Annotated in this window: 13 protein-coding genes and 2 tRNA genes; 5 read left to right on the forward strand and 10 right to left on the reverse strand. The window is 63.9% G+C overall.

The annotated features are described in order from the left end of the window. Positions 1–15 precede the first annotated feature (15 nt). The 6 genes from ACE04A_RS03145 to radC form a co-directional block, all read right to left on the reverse strand. The gene (locus ACE04A_RS03145; RefSeq protein ID WP_438858843.1) at positions 16–1,416 is read right to left on the reverse strand and encodes an MATE family efflux transporter; all 1,401 of its coding nucleotides are present in this window, start codon (positions 1,414–1,416) and stop codon (positions 16–18) included. Further along, on the reverse strand, positions 1,413–3,143 hold the full coding sequence (locus ACE04A_RS03150) for an ArnT family glycosyltransferase (protein WP_448718490.1): 1,731 nt from the start codon (positions 3,141–3,143) through the stop codon (positions 1,413–1,415). Before ACE04A_RS03150 ends, ACE04A_RS03145 begins: the two co-directional genes overlap by 4 nt. Before the next feature lie 124 nt (positions 3,144–3,267). After that, the gene (locus ACE04A_RS03155) at positions 3,268–3,534 is read right to left on the reverse strand and encodes a type B 50S ribosomal protein L31 (RefSeq protein WP_006218255.1); all 267 of its coding nucleotides are present in this window, start codon (positions 3,532–3,534) and stop codon (positions 3,268–3,270) included. Between the two features lie 246 nt (positions 3,535–3,780). Then, positions 3,781–4,629 carry a tryptophan 2,3-dioxygenase gene (gene kynA / locus ACE04A_RS03160; protein WP_259251726.1) on the reverse strand — a complete coding sequence of 283 codons (849 nt, stop codon included), beginning with the start codon at positions 4,627–4,629 and terminating at the stop codon, positions 3,781–3,783. 185 nt (positions 4,630–4,814) lie between these two features. Beyond that, on the reverse strand, positions 4,815–5,441 hold the full coding sequence (kynB, locus tag ACE04A_RS03165) for an arylformamidase (RefSeq protein WP_485819853.1): 627 nt from the start codon (positions 5,439–5,441) through the stop codon (positions 4,815–4,817). 180 nt (positions 5,442–5,621) lie between these two features. Beyond that, positions 5,622–6,299, reverse strand: coding sequence for a RadC family protein (radC, locus tag ACE04A_RS03170; protein ID WP_259251724.1), 678 nt, complete (start codon positions 6,297–6,299; stop codon positions 5,622–5,624). Positions 6,300–6,348: 49 nt separating this feature from the next. Between radC and ACE04A_RS03175 the strand changes: the two genes are divergently transcribed. Genes ACE04A_RS03175 through maiA form a run of 3 tightly spaced genes read left to right on the forward strand, consistent with a single transcriptional unit; the run spans position 6,349 to position 8,495 of the window. Then, complete coding sequence (locus tag ACE04A_RS03175; RefSeq protein ID WP_083447433.1) at positions 6,349–6,825, forward strand: FKBP-type peptidyl-prolyl cis-trans isomerase; 477 nt, start codon at positions 6,349–6,351, stop codon at positions 6,823–6,825. After that, complete coding sequence (gene ispH / locus ACE04A_RS03180; RefSeq protein WP_448718489.1) at positions 6,825–7,802, forward strand: 4-hydroxy-3-methylbut-2-enyl diphosphate reductase; 978 nt, start codon at positions 6,825–6,827, stop codon at positions 7,800–7,802. The genes ACE04A_RS03175 and ispH overlap by 1 nt, the downstream gene beginning before the upstream one ends. A gap of 48 nt (positions 7,803–7,850) precedes the next feature. Further along, a complete protein-coding gene (gene maiA, locus ACE04A_RS03185) occupies positions 7,851–8,495 on the forward strand; it encodes a maleylacetoacetate isomerase (protein WP_448718488.1) in 645 nt (214 codons plus the stop codon). Between the two features lie 23 nt (positions 8,496–8,518). On the opposite strand, the gene ACE04A_RS03190 is transcribed toward maiA, so the two are convergent. The 4 genes from ACE04A_RS03190 to ACE04A_RS03205 all read right to left on the reverse strand — a co-directional run bounded on the left by ACE04A_RS03190 (position 8,519) and on the right by ACE04A_RS03205 (position 12,266). Further along, complete coding sequence (locus ACE04A_RS03190; RefSeq protein ID WP_100857155.1) at positions 8,519–9,961, reverse strand: DegQ family serine endoprotease; 1,443 nt, start codon at positions 9,959–9,961, stop codon at positions 8,519–8,521. 99 nt (positions 9,962–10,060) lie between these two features. Further along, positions 10,061–11,395 carry an ATP-binding protein gene (locus ACE04A_RS03195; protein WP_485819854.1) on the reverse strand — a complete coding sequence of 445 codons (1,335 nt, stop codon included), beginning with the start codon at positions 11,393–11,395 and terminating at the stop codon, positions 10,061–10,063. Continuing rightward, positions 11,392–12,051 carry a response regulator gene (locus ACE04A_RS03200; RefSeq protein WP_259251719.1) on the reverse strand — a complete coding sequence of 220 codons (660 nt, stop codon included), beginning with the start codon at positions 12,049–12,051 and terminating at the stop codon, positions 11,392–11,394. Before ACE04A_RS03200 ends, ACE04A_RS03195 begins: the two co-directional genes overlap by 4 nt. 139 nt (positions 12,052–12,190) lie before the next feature. After that, positions 12,191–12,266 (reverse strand) — tRNA-Thr (locus ACE04A_RS03205). A gap of 234 nt (positions 12,267–12,500) precedes the next feature. Here ACE04A_RS03205 and ACE04A_RS03210 point away from each other — a divergent pair. Together ACE04A_RS03210 and ACE04A_RS03215 are read left to right on the forward strand one after the other, a co-directional pair. Continuing rightward, positions 12,501–12,576: transfer RNA gene (locus tag ACE04A_RS03210), tRNA-Asn, on the forward strand. A 137-nt stretch (positions 12,577–12,713) separates the two neighbouring features. After that, a complete protein-coding gene (locus tag ACE04A_RS03215) occupies positions 12,714–13,760 on the forward strand; it encodes a CobW family GTP-binding protein (RefSeq protein ID WP_448718687.1) in 1,047 nt (348 codons plus the stop codon). Positions 13,761–13,857: the final 97 nt, after the last annotated feature.

Here is a 13,857-nt window from a genome sequence, read left to right on the forward strand (position 1 = left end):
CTTGGCTGCTTTTTTTTATCTTGCCAAGGTCCGCACGATGCGCCGGTACCAGATGTGCAGCAGGATGGCGGACAGCGCCAGGCCCACCATCGCCATCAGCCACATGCTGCCGGCGCCTTCGGGTGAGCCGGGCAAGAGCACGTTGCGGATACCGTCCAGGCCGCCACGGCCCGGGCCGAAACCGAACCACCAGCCGCCGACCAGACCCACGCCCGCCAGCGCCACCACCTGCAATAGCAGTGGAACCACGGCCACCTTGTACGCGCGCAGCAGGTAAGAGTTGATGCACTGCATGGAATCGAACAGGTGAAACAGCGGCAACACGGCTAGCAGCGTCGTCGCCACGGCGGCCACGCCGATGTCGTCCGTGTACGCGGCCAGGATCAGCGGGCGGCCCACCAGTAGTACGGCGGAGGTCAGCAGCGCGCCGATCAGGCCCAGCGCCAGCCCGGCCATGCCGGTGCGGTGCGCGTGCGCCAGATTGCCGGCGCCAATGGCCTGTGCGGTCAGCGCGGCGGTAGCCACGCCCAGCGCCATGGGCATCATGTAGCACAGGGCGGCCAGGTTCGACATGATCTGGTGCCCGCCGGTCACATACGTGCCTTCACGCGCCACCAGCAGGGCCATGAAGGTAAAGGCCGACACTTCCACCAGGTACGAACCGCCCATCGGTACGCCCAGGCGCAGCAACTCTTTCAGCGTCTTCCAATCGGGCTTGCCGACGCGCAGATTGAAGCGCCGGTAGAAGCGGTCATGCGTGATGACCCAGAGGCCCAGCCCCAGGCTCATCCACGAGACGATCGCGGTCGCCAGCCCTGCGCCGGTGGCGCCCATGGCGGGCAGGCCCAGGTTGCCGTAAATAAGCAGCCAGTTGAAGAATGCCTTGAAGGCGATGGCCGACAGGTTGATCGCCATGACGAGCTTTGGGCGCGATACCGAAGTGCCCAGCGCGTAGATGGTGCGAAAGACCAGTGCGGCCGGTAGCGCCAGCACCAGCGCCTGCAGATACGACCCGATCCGTTCGCGCACGCCAGGGGCCACATCGCCCGACATCGACAGCCACACGTCCGGAAACAGCATCAGCACCGCGCCCACCATGGACAGGCCCAGCGCCAGCCAGACGCCTTGGCCCCAACTGCGGCCGACTTCGTCGTTGTTGCCGGCGCCGTAATGCTGGGCCAGGATCGGGATCAGCGCGTGAACCACGCCCATCAGGCCCACGAAAACGGTGATGTAGATGGATGCGGACAGGGCCATCGCGGCCAGGTCGCTGGCGCTGGAGTGTCCCGTCATGGCGGTGTCCAGCACGCCGAACGAAATACCGGCCCACTGGCTGATCAGCACTGGCCATGCCTGCTTGGCGATGCCGCGCAGGGTGGCGCCGAAAGATATCGGCGCCGCGTTTGCGGGGGTCATCGGTTGGGGCCGACTCGCAGTAGTCGGAACACTTCCTGGCGGTCGGCGCGCCGGCCGCCTTGCCACAGCACGTCGGCGCCATCGCTATAGGCGGCGGTGTTGTCGCGCAGGCTCTGGTTGTTGGTCTGTTGAAGGATCAGCGTGCACTTCGCGTCGAACGTGAAGCTCAGGTTATTGAAGATCAGGAACGAAGCGCGTTGGCCGCTGCCCAGGCTCAAGCCGCGCACGCATTCGCCGGGCCGGGTGTGTTGCGCCAGCGCCTGGGCCAGTTGGCCCGAGACGGTGCGATAGCTGCGCGCGTAGTCCACGGCGGGTTGCCACAGCAGCACCAGCAGGATCCACGTCACGGTCAATCCGCCGGCGGACAGCACGGTGCCGCGCCACAGGGCTTGCGGTCGCACGCGCAGGCGCCACACCACCAGTGCGATCCACGCCACGGTGAAGATCACCGCCAGGGTAAAGGCGCCCCACGAGATGACGGGCTCGTAGCCGGTCGTCTGGCGGGCGATGTTGCGGGAGATCTGCGCCGGCCAGTTGAAGTGCAGCGCCACCCAGCCCAGCCAGGCGGTCGCGGCCGTCAGCGAAAAGCACATGACGGCAAACCAATCCAGCGTGTTGACGACGCCACGGCGCAGGGTCGGCAGCGAGAACGCGCCCAGCACCGCGCACGGCACCGCCAGCAACACATATTCGGAATCAGTGGCTTCTTCCAGGCCAAACAGCACCGCGGCCGCGCAAACCAGCAGCATCAGCGGCAGCCAGATGTGCGGCGCGTAGATCCAGTCGCGCCAACGCCACGCGGCCAGCAGGGCCAGCGGCCAGGTCGGCCACAGATACCAGGGAAGATCGCGCAGGGTACGGCCCACGTCGTGCCAGGATGGCACGGCGAAGGACGACAGGTTCCACGTCTTCCAGTTGCGGATCCAATACTGGCTGCTTTCGCTGGCCGGGATCCACCAGGCCAGGATCAGCGCGACAGTAACCAGCGCCGCCCACGGCAGCCAACGTTTGCACTTCCACAACTGGCTGCGCGGGTAGAAGGCCAGCAGCGCGCCGATCATGATGGGCGTGGCGCCCACCCAGCCGCGCGTCAGGAAGCTGGCGGCCAGCGCGATACCCAGGGTGGTGGTGCCGGTGAAGGGCCGGTCGACACTGCGCGCCAACGAGTAGAAGGCCAGCGCCTGGCAGGCCATGATGGCGGGCACGACCGTGGTTTCATGGGTGCGCTGCAGGATGCCGACCGTGGCCAGCAACAGCAGCAGGGCGGCGTCGGCCAGCATGCGTCCGTAGTCACGCGGCTCGGGCTCGCCGCCGAAGGGCAGGGCCAATGGTTGCGCTTCGCTGCGGCGACCCAGCAGGTACGTGCCGTACCAGACGTTTGCGGCGGTAATGCCGAACCACAGCAGATTGGGCAGACGGCCGGCGGTGATGTCGCCGATGAAGGGGCCGAACAGCCAGATGCAGATGGCGCCCACCCAGGTGACCAGCGGGCCTTCCTCGGCGTGGGCCAGCAGGCCCACCTGAGGCAGCAACCAGGTGATGCCGCCTTCGCGGATCGCCGTGATCATCGTCGCCAGGCCAACCGCATCGTCTGTTTTCCACGGGTCGCGCATGAACAGGCCCGCCACGATGTAGGCCAGGGCCAAGCCCAGCAGAATCAGTCTGGGGAGCTTTGCGGTCGCCACGGAAGTGAGCCGGGCGGGAGTGGAAAAAGAAAGTGGGGACACGGGCGTTAATGTAACCGAGTGATCTGGTTGCGCCAGCCCCCAACCGGTAAAAAGCCGGCAAGGGGGGAAAAAAAAGCAGCCCGAAGGCTGCCTTTTTGCTGTGACTCCCGCAGGAGCAACAGGATCAGGAAGCGGACTTGACGGTGCCGGCCGTACGGGCGAAGCGGGCGCGGAACTTTTCCACACGGCCGGTTTCGACGATACGCGTTTGGGCGCCCGTGTAGAACGGGTGCGATTCGGAGGTCACGTCGCACTTGAAGAGCGGGTACGTCTTGCCGTCGATTTCAACGGTTTCGCGCGTGTGCACGGTCGAACGAGTGATGAACTTGTTGCCCGTTTGCAGATCGGCGAAAACGACTTCGCGGTATTCGGGGTGAATGCCTTCTTTCATGGTGCTTATCCTAGGACTCGTCAAAGAGTCTTTTTCAAGTTGTAGGGTCGCCAGCCAGGACGCGCTATGCCGTTCAACGTTCAGTTATGTCACGCACTTATGCCATGCACAACAGAACGCCCACGCAAGGATTCCAGCCACGTATCCAAAAAGTAACCCCAAATTCTAGCACGGGTTTTTCCTGAGGCGCCAGCGTAAAGCGGTCGAAATGCCAGCGCGCCGCCAGGCTGAAAATTGGGGGCGGACTCAAAGTTCTGTGCGCAGTTTCCAGATTTCCGGGAACAGCACCACATCAAGCATCCGACGCAGGTAGTCCACGCCAGACGTGCCGCCCGTGCCGCGCTTGAAACCGATGACCCGTTCCACGGTCGTCACGTGGCGGAATCGCCACAAACGAAAGGCATCTTCCAGATCGGTCAGCTTTTCGCCTAGTTGATACAAGTCCCAGTAGCGGTCGGTGTCGCGGTAGACGGTCAGCCAGGCGGCTTCCACGCCTTCCGACGAAACATACGGCTGCGTCCAGTCGCGCTCAAGCCGGTCGGCGGGCACGTCCACGCCGTGCCGTGCCAGCAGCCGCAGCGATTCGTCGTACAGCGAGGGCGCGTCGTAGGCGCTGCGCACCTGGGCCAGCAGGTCTTCGCGATGCGCGTGCGGTTTCAACATGGCCGCGTTCTTGTTGCCCAGCAGGAACTCGATCTGACGGTACTGGTAGCTCTGGAACCCGCTGGAACGCGCCAGGTACGGGCGCAGCGCAGAATATTCGGGCGGCGTCATGGTGGCAAGCACATCCCAGGCGTGTACCAGTTGCTCCATGATCTTGCTGACGCGAGCCAGCATCTTGAAGGCGGGTTGCAGCCGGTCGGCCGCCACATTGGCGATGGCTGCGCGCAGTTCGTGCAGCATCAGCTTCATCCAGAGTTCGCTGGTCTGATGCTGGATGATGAAGAGCATCTCGTTGTGCTCGGGCGACAGCGGGTGCTGCGCGCCCAGTACTTCATCCAGATGCAGGTAATCGCCGTAGGTCATGTCGCGCGTGAAATCCAGTTGCGCTTTTTCCTGGTGGACGATGTCTTCGGGTCGGTGCGGGCAGCTCATGCTTGGCCTCCGTGGCAGGGGGGCGCGGCGCGGCGGGCCGAGGCGGGCAGCGCGCGCCAGCCGGGCGAGCGTGTGCGGGCGCAGGCAAGCGCCACGGTGTGATCAAGGGTGATATTCATGATCGTGCGTCTTTCTAGGCGGGCGGGGCCGGTTGAAGGCGCCCGCCCGAGGGCCAGCGGACCAGCCTACAGTTCGCGCAAGACGGCGCGAACCGGGCTGGCATCGGCCTGGACCAGCGCCAACGGCAGGGCGATCAATTCGTAATCGCCTTCGGGCACGTCATCAAGCACCAGATTTTCCAGTACCCGCATGTCGTGCCGCAAGATCGTGTGGTGGCTGTCCAGGGTCTTGCTGGACGCGGGATCGATGCTGGCGGTATCCAAGCCGATCAGCATGACGCCGCGTTCGGCCAGCCATTCGATCGTTTGGGGCGCGTAGGCCGAGAAATCGTCGGTCCACCAATCTTGCGCCGCATGCTTGGCGGTGCGCACGAGCACGCGCGGCGGCAGGTTCAGGGCCGCGTGGGCCAGGTGGTCCGTGGTGATGAGCGGGCCGCAATCAATGGCGTGGATGACGCGACAGGGGCCAAGAAAGGGTTCCAGCGACACCGCGCCGATGGCGGCCGCGCCGTTCTGGTAGTGCAACGGGGCATCCGCGTGCGCGCCGATATGCGGCGACAGCGTGATCTCACTGACATTGACCGGACAGCCGGGCGTAAGCGACCACTTCCATTGCTGGCGATACGGCGTGGCGCCGGGGAAAACGGGCGACGCCGTGGAGACGGGCGGGGAAATGTCCCACAAGCGTTTCATCAGAAGGCGTTTCGTGTCTGGCGGAAAGGGTCTGGCCGAAGGCGGGCTAGCGGCGCGGGCTGATCGGCCTTGGCCAAGCGGGGCTGGCCGCGCCGGAATAGGTTAAAGCCTAAAGCAATTTCGGGCGGTAGTCTAACGAATTCCGCCCCGCCGCGCGGCGCGCAGCGGGGCGGTTTCGAGTTAGACACCGCCCAGCTCGGCCATGGAGATGACGGACGCGCCCGCGACGATCAGGTGGTCCACCAGTTTCACGTCCACCAGCGCCAAGGCCTGTTTCAATTGCTGCGTGAAGCCGCGGTCAGCCGCGCTGGGCTCGGCCAGGCCCGAAGGGTGGTTGTGCGCGACGATCAGCGCGGCTGCATGGTGGCGCAGCGCCTCGCGCACGACCTCGCGCGGGTAGACAGAAGCCTGCGACAGCGTGCCGCGCGCCAGTTCGCCGGTGGCGATCACCCGCAACTGGTTGTCCAGGTAGAGGGCTATGCAGTGCTCCACGTGCCGATGGCCCAGCGCGGTCATGCAATATTGTTTCACTTGGGCAGGGTGGCGCAGGGAATGGGGACGGGTCATGTCTTCTTCGATGGCCCGCCGGGCCAGTTCCAGCAAGGCGGCAAGCGTGCAGGCTTTAGCGGCGCCCAGCCCGGGGACGTTCATGAGCTCCTCGGGTGTGGCCCCCAGCAGGCCGCGCAGGCCGGAAAAGCGTTCAAGCAAGCGGTTGGACAAATCCACCACGTTAAGGCCGGGAATACCGGTGCGCAGGCCCAGCGCCAGCAGCTCCGCATCCTGGAGCGCGCCGGCGCCGTGGCGCAACAATCGTTCGCGGGGACGCTCATGTTTTGCCAGCCGGACAGACAATTTCATAAGAGGCTCTAAAATCAGGGTTTATCCAATATCCATACGGTGGCAGATCTTGAGCATCGCCTCTAACGAAGTGAACGTTTTTGTCCGTCAGGATTCCTACCTGACGCTGCATTACCGAATCACGCTTGCATCCGGTCCTGGCAAGGATTCGGTGTTCACCAACACTTTCGACGGCCGTCCTGGCACGCTGCAAATGGGCAGCGGCCAGTGGGCGCCCGGGCTGGAAGCCGCGCTGATCGGTCACGCCGAAGGCGAAAAGTTCAGCGTCACCCTGGAGCCGGCGGACGCCTATGGCGACCGCAATCCTGAGCTGATCCAACGGGTCACGCGCGCGATGCTCGCCGAACACGCGGGCGCCGATGCGACGTTCGAACCGGGCGACCTGGTGGAATTCACCGCGCCCAACGGCGGGCGCTATTCGGGTGTGCTGAAAGAAATCAACGATGAGTCGGCGCTGTTCGACTTCAACCATCCGCTTGCGGGCGTCCGCTTGCAACTGGACGTGGCGCTGCTGGGAGTTCTCTGATGAGCAAGGCCGTTACCGCCTCCGACGCCGAAGTCGTGCTGGCCCAGCCGCGCGGCTTCTGTGCCGGCGTGGACCGCGCAATCGACATCGTCGAGCGCGCGATCGAACTGCATGGCGCCCCGATCTACGTGCGCCATGAGATCGTCCACAACCGCTATGTGGTGGAAGACTTGCGCGCCAAGGGCGCGATCTTCATCGATGAACTGGACGACGCGCCCGCGGGCGCCATCGTCGTGTTCTCGGCCCACGGCGTGTCCAAGGCGGTGCGGGCGGAAGCCGAGTCGCGCGGGCTGCAGGTGTTTGACGCCACCTGCCCGTTGGTGACCAAGGTTCATATTGAAGTGGCTCGCATGCGCGCCGCCGGCCGCGAGATCATCATGATCGGCCACAAGGGCCATCCCGAAGTCGAGGGCACGCTGGGGCAGGCACAAGGCGGCATGTACCTGGTTGAAACCGTGGACGACGTGGCGGGCCTGGAGGTAAACGACGCTGAAAACCTGGCCTACGTCACGCAGACGACCTTGTCCGTGGATGACGCGGCGGCGGTGTCGCAGGCACTGAAGGCGCGTTTTCCCAGCATTGTCGAACCCAAGAAAAGCGACATCTGCTACGCGACCCAGAACCGCCAGGACGCGGTCAAGGTGATGGCGCCCGAGTGCGACCTGGTGTTGGTCGTGGGCAGCCCGAACAGCTCGAACTCCAATCGCCTGCGCGAAGTGGCCGAGCGCAAGGGCGTGGCGTCCTACCTGATTGACGGCGCGCATTCCATCGACCCGGCCTGGCTGGTGGACCGCAAGCGCATCGGCGTGACGGCGGGCGCGTCCGCGCCAGAAATCCTGGTGCAGCAGGTCATCGACCGCGTCAAGGAATTGGGCGCGGTGTCGGTGCGCACCATGCCCGGCCTGGAAGAGGATGTGGCCTTTCCGTTGCCCAAGGGCTTGTCGCGCAAGGCCGCGCAGACGGAATCGCTGGAATAGGCAGGCGCCGCTTGTGCGCGGCGCCGGGAAAAACATCAAGGAGACTTCATGCAGTTGTACAGCTATTTCCGCAGCTCGGCTGCGTACCGCGTGCGCATCGCCCTGAACCTGAAAGGGCTGACGTACGAATACCTGCCCGTGCATCTGCTGAAGGATGGCGGCCAACAGTTGTCGGACGGATACCGCAAGCTGAATCCGACGGCGCTGGTGCCGACCCTGATCGATGGCGAGGCCGTCATCGGCCAATCGCTTGCCATCATTGAATACCTGGAAGAAACGCATCCCAAGGCGCCGCTATTGCCGTCCGATGCGATTGGCCGCGCGCGGGTGCGCGACCTGGCGCTGGGCATTGCATGCGACACGCATCCCTTGAACAACCTGCGCGTGCTGAAGTATCTGAAGCACACGCTGGGCGTGGACGAAGCCGCGAAGACGGCTTGGTACAAGCACTGGGTGGAACAAGGTCTGGAAGCCCTGGAAGCGCAGTTGGCGCGTTCCAGTGCCACGGGCCGCTTTTGCCACGGCGACACGCCGACCATCGCCGACCTTTGCCTGGTGCCGCAGGTGGCCAATGCGCAGCGTTTCGACTGCGACCTGTCGGCCATGCCGAACGTGATGCGCATCGATGCCGCCTGCCGCGAATTGCCGGCCTTCGCAGACGCCGCGCCGGGCAAGCAGCCCGACGCGGAGTAAACCCGGGAAGCCGGCAGGAAGGCTTAGCCGATCTGCACCGGCACGAAGATCTTGTCTTCGCCGCGCTGTACCAGCAGGGCAACGGTCTTGCCTGCCTTGGACAGCGCTTCCTTCACTTGCCCGATGTTGTGCACCGGCACGCCATTGAGCGACAGCAGCACATCACCCGGTTCAATGCCCGCCTTGGCGGCCGGCCCGGCGGAGCGCTCGATCAGCAATCCTTCGGTGCCTGACGCCTGCTGTTCCTGCGGGCTCAGGGGGCGCAGCGCCAAGCCCAGTTGGCCGCGTTGCACTTCCTGATCGCCGGATGCCGTCTGCGTCTTGTCCTTGGGTATGCCGCCCAGCGTGGCGACGAGTTCCTTCGGGGCGCCGGCGCGCCAGATGTCCAGCTTGATCTTTTCGCCGGGCGACGCCAACGTGATCATCGATGCCAGGTCGCCAGAGGACACGATGGTCTTGCCGTTGATCTGCCTGACCACGTCGCCGGGCTGCAAGCCGGCCTTGGCGGCGGCGCTGCCTTTCTCCACGCTGGACACCAGCGCGCCGGACGGCGAATCCAGCTTGAACGAATTGGCCAGGTCCTGATTTACTTCCTGCACCGTCACGCCCAGGCGCGCATGCTGCACCTTGCCGTGCTCCAGGATCTGGTCCTTGATCTTGTAGGCCACGTCGATGGGAATCGAGAACGACAGGCCCTGGAAGCCGCCGGTGCGGCTGTAGATCTGCGAATTGATGCCCACGACTTCGCCGCGGTCGTTGAACAGCGGGCCACCCGAGTTGCCCGGGTTGACCGCCACGTCCGTCTGGATGAAGGGCACCGAGGTGTCGTCGGGCAGCGAACGGCCCTTGGCGCTGACGATGCCCGCGGTGGCGGTGTTCTCCAGACCATAAGGCGAGCCGATGGCCAGCACCCATTCACCTACCTGCAATTGATTGACGTCGCCCACCTTGACCACCGGCAGGTTCTTGGCGTCGATCTTGAGCACGGCCACGTCAGTCTGGGGGTCGGCGCCCAGCACTTTCGCCTTGTATTCGCGGCGGTCGGTCAGCTTGACGGTGACTTCCTTGGCATCCTGCACGACGTGCGCGTTGGTCAGGATGATGCCGTCATTGCTGATGATGAAGCCCGAGCCTTCGCCGCGCATCGGCACTTCACGCGACGGCATGCCGCCGCGCGCGCCAGGAATCTGGCCGAAGAACTGGGCGAAGGGGTCATCATCATTGGCCGACACCTTGCGGGTGCCGCTGACGCTGATGTTGACGACGGCCGGTCCAAAATCGCGGGTAATCTGCGCGAAGTTGGGCGGGCTGGAGGTATTGATGGATTGCGGGGCAGCGATCGCGGTCGGCGCGTTGGCCGCCATCGACACGCCGCCCATCACGGCGGTTGCGCCAGCGCCGCCAATGGCGCCAGCGGCCAGCAGCGCCAGCATCAGGCGCGAGGGTTTCAGTTGCGAGGTCTTCATGTCGGCTCCTGCGTTCATGTTTGAGGACATGGCGCTATCTTCGGGCCTGACACTTAGGGGAATCTTAAATCGCGTGGTCCCGTCGCTATTTCGTCGTTCTCAACGCGAAAGCGGAAATTCCACGCGGGCGCGCAGCCCTTGGCCGCCGGGCGCATCGTCAAGGAAAATCTCGGCGCCATGCTGGTCGGCAATGGCGCGTGCGATCGACAACCCCAGTCCGCTGCCGTGCTGCGTATTGCCCTCGGCACGATAGAAACGGTCAAACACGCGTTCGCGTTCGGCGGGCGGGATGCCGGGGCCTTCGTCATCAATGATGAACGCCGCTTTGTCCGGCGACGTTTCCAGGCGCAGCCGGATGCGTCCGCCGGTAGGTGAGTGCTTGATGGCGTTGTCCAACAGGTTGCGGGCCAACAAGACCAGCGCGTCGTGGTGGCCTTGTACGCGAGCGTCAAGCGCACCTTCCAGGTCGACGGCGAGGGACTTGGCATTGGCCTGCGCCAAGGTTTCGGACAGGGCTTGGCGCAGTACGTCGGCCAGGTCCACGGGGCCGGCCGGCGTCTGTTCGGTAGCGCTCTCGTGGCGGGCCATGGATAGCAATTGCTCGACCAGCCGGGTGGCGCGGTCGATGCCCGCTGCCAGCCGCTGTTCCGCCACTTGCCGAGTTTCCGGGTCACCCGCGCGTTGCAGCGCCTGCAACTGCAGCCGTAGCGCGGCCAGCGGCGAGCGCAGTTCGTGCGCCGCGTCACCCACAAACTGTTTCTGCTGCGCGAAGGCGCCGCGCATCCGCTCCAGCAGCAGGTTCAACTCCAGGATCAGGGGGCGGATCTCGTCGGGCAGCCCTTGTACATTGACGGGCGACAGGTCTTCGGGCTGGCGTGCCGCCACCTGCGCACGGGCACGCTTGACCGGCCGCAGGGACCAACTGACCACGCACCACACAATCAGCATCAGCAACGGCGCCGCCGCCGCGATGGGGGCGATGGTGCGCAGCGCGAGTTCACGTGCCATGTGCTTGCGCACGGCCATGTCTTGCGCCACCTGAATCACTTGGAAGGGGGTGGCCAGCGCGTACACGCGGTATGTGGTGCCTTCCATTCGCGCATCGGAAAAGCCCAGCACGATCTGGTCGGGCAGGGGGCGGCGGGAACGGGAATTGAAGACGCGCAGGCCGTCCGGAGTCCATATCTGGATGATCAGGTCATCGGCCATGGGGGGTGCGGCGCCCCGGCTCTGCGTGGGGCCGGTGCTGAGCAGGCCGTCGCCCGTGCCCAGCGACAGCGCGGTGCGTTGCAGCAGCGAATCGAAAATGTCGTCGGCCTGGGCCAGCGTGCTGCGATAGGCGATCGCGCCCTGCGCCAGCGCGCCGACCATGATGGCGGCCAGTAGAAAGAAAAGCAGGCGGGCGCGTAGTGAACCGCTAAGCCTGATGCTCATGCTTTGGGAATGACATAGCCGACGCCTCTGACGTTCTGAATCAAGTCCGGACCGAGTTTTTTGCGCAGGCCATGAATATAAACCTCAACCGCGTTGCTGCTGACACTGTCCTTCCAGCTGTAGAGTTTTTCTTCCAGTTGCGCGCGCGAAAAGATCATGCCGGGGCGCGAGATCAGGGGTTCCAGCACGGCCCACTCGCGGGCCGTCAGCGCCACGGGCGTGCCATCCACCATCGCGGCGTGCGCCTGAGGGTCGATGGTGATGCCGTCATGTTCGAACACGGGCTCGGCGCGGCCGGCACTGCGGCGGATCAGGGCACGCATGCGCGCCAGCAACTCGTCCACATCGTAGGGTTTGACGATGTAGTCATCCGCGCCGGCATCCAGCCCTGCAATACGGTCGCTGACGGCATCACGGGCCGTGGCGATCAGCACCGGCGTGCGGTCCTTGCGAGTGCGCAGGTCGCGCAGCAAGGCCAGGCCGTCGCGCTTGGGCAGGCCCAGGTCCAGCAGGATGAGGTCATACGTATCGGTGCGCAGCGCCAGTTCGGCGGCGTTGCCGTCCCTGACCCAATCAACGGCATAGTGTTCCGCGCGCAGGCAATCCAGCACGCTTTCACCGATCATGAGGTCGTCTTCAACGAGGAGGATGCGCATGGTGGTCTTCGCTTGGCTGAATGAAATCCAGCAAGTTGGATGCGCGGTGGGTGGGTGGAGTTCCCAAGCTGGCCAGGGAGCAAGAAATGTTCTGGCGCGGAAATGAAAAAAGCAGCCCGAGAGGGCGGCTTTTAGAATTTGGTGCCGGCAATAGGAGTCGAACCTACGACCTTCGCATTACGAATGCGCTGCTCTACCAACTGAGCTATGCCGGCAAGACCATTTGCTTCAATTTTTGCGTGCTGAAATCAGGATTTCACCGGCGCCAAAGGTTAAGCAAAACATCTTTGTTCTTCCCAGTTTTTCGCCCTGTTTATGGGGCCTGATCTGGAAAGACCGAAATCATATCAGAGTTTTTTGGCGATGGGAAACGATCGGCTTAAAAATCAGCAAAAAATTCGCAGTTTGCATGCGCTAAAAATTTAGGTCATAATTGCGTTCTTGGCAGATCCCCGATAGCTCAGTCGGTAGAGCGACGGACTGTTAATCCGCAGGTCGCTGGTTCGAGCCCAGCTCGGGGAGCCAAAAGAAATTCAAGGTCAGGAAGCTGCAGCCCATAGAAATGCCAAAGCTCACTGACCCAAGCCGAACAGAAGGGCCACTCGCGAAAGCGGGTGGCCCTTTTTGTTTTTCTCTTCTTTTTGGTTCTTTCGGGGCGAGTGATGGAAGACGATGGGCTGAAAGAGGGCGAGCAGAACGAGAGCGGACAGAAAGACGACAGGCGCATCGGCGTGACAGTGCTCTCCGGTTTTCTGGGTAGCGGCAAGACCTCGCTGCTTAACCGCTTGCTGCACGAGCCCGCCTATTCGGATGCCGTCGTTGTCGTCAACGAGTATGGCGACATTGGTGTGGACCATCATCTGGTCAGATTGGCGCCCGCCAATGTCGTGCTTATCGAAGGCGGCTGCCTGTGCTGCGTGGTCAGTGGCGCGGTGGTCGACACCCTGCGCGAGCTCTTCATGCTGGCGGTCAGCCGCCGGATCAAGCCGTTTCGCCACGTGATCATTGAAACCAGCGGGCTGGCGGATCCTGCGTCGACGCTCTTCATGCTCAAGCACGACCGGTTCCTCTCCGAGCGCTATGTGTATCGCGGCGCGATCGTGCTGGTGGATGTTCGCCACGGCGAAATGCAATTGGCGACCCAGCCCGAGGCCGCGCGGCAATTGGCCCTGGCCGATATTGTGGTGTTGAGCAAATCAGACTTGGCGGACGCCGCGCAATTGCGACGAGTCGAGCAGGCGGTCGTTGCGATCAATCCCGGTGCGCAACGCTGCGTGCAGCGTCAGGACTCGCCCTTGGCTGGCGTCCTGCGCGAGGGGCCGGACACGCGCATGCGGCGCGATGGTGTCGCGTTGTCGAACTGGTTGCAGGCTTTTTCGCGACCCGCGTCCGGTCGGCATGCGGACGTGAGTAGTTTTTCAGTGGTTCTGTCGGTCCCGGTGGGGCGGGCAGCGTTCCTTGCAGGCGTTTCCCTGATACAGGAGCGCTTTGGCCAGGCCATTCTGCGAATGAAGGGCTTGGTCTGTTTCGAAGGCGAAACGCTGCCTTGTGAGGTGCACGGCGTGCATGGCGAGTTGTATCCCTTGCGGATGCTGGCGCAATGGCCAAGCGACGACCGAGCCTCGAGCCTGGTCTATATCGTGCGTGGTCTGGATATTGATGAGGTTCGCAGGGCGGTGGGTGCCGCGCTGGGGCAGTTGCAGGGTTGAGCTTAGCCTGATCTGGTGACACGCCTCGGTGCTCAAAATGTCGCCATTTGGGCGCGGATGTTGCACGGAAATACGGTATAACCGGTACGGTCTGATG

The sequence above is a fragment of the Achromobacter colocynthidis genome (assembly GCF_057334535.1).

Excerpts from the sequence above, each read along its gene's own strand:
- ACE04A_RS03145 (WP_438858843.1), bottom strand. The coding sequence starts at position 1,416 with ATGACCCCCGCAAACGCGGCGCCGATATCTTTCGGCGCCACCCTGCGC.
- ACE04A_RS03155 (WP_006218255.1), bottom strand. The coding sequence starts at position 3,534 with ATGAAAGAAGGCATTCACCCCGAATACCGCGAAGTCGTTTTCGCCGAT.
- kynA (WP_259251726.1), bottom strand. The coding sequence starts at position 4,629 with ATGAGCTGCCCGCACCGACCCGAAGACATCGTCCACCAGGAAAAAGCG.
- kynB (WP_485819853.1), bottom strand. The coding sequence starts at position 5,441 with ATGAAACGCTTGTGGGACATTTCCCCGCCCGTCTCCACGGCGTCGCCC.
- radC (WP_259251724.1), bottom strand. The coding sequence starts at position 6,299 with ATGAAATTGTCTGTCCGGCTGGCAAAACATGAGCGTCCCCGCGAACGA.
- ispH (WP_448718489.1), top strand. The coding sequence starts at position 6,825 with ATGAGCAAGGCCGTTACCGCCTCCGACGCCGAAGTCGTGCTGGCCCAG.
- maiA (WP_448718488.1), top strand. The coding sequence starts at position 7,851 with ATGCAGTTGTACAGCTATTTCCGCAGCTCGGCTGCGTACCGCGTGCGC.
- ACE04A_RS03190 (WP_100857155.1), bottom strand. The coding sequence starts at position 9,961 with ATGAAGACCTCGCAACTGAAACCCTCGCGCCTGATGCTGGCGCTGCTG.
- ACE04A_RS03195 (WP_485819854.1), bottom strand. The coding sequence starts at position 11,395 with ATGAGCATCAGGCTTAGCGGTTCACTACGCGCCCGCCTGCTTTTCTTT.
- ACE04A_RS03200 (WP_259251719.1), bottom strand. The coding sequence starts at position 12,051 with ATGCGCATCCTCCTCGTTGAAGACGACCTCATGATCGGTGAAAGCGTG.
- ACE04A_RS03215 (WP_448718687.1), top strand. The coding sequence starts at position 12,714 with ATGGAAGACGATGGGCTGAAAGAGGGCGAGCAGAACGAGAGCGGACAG.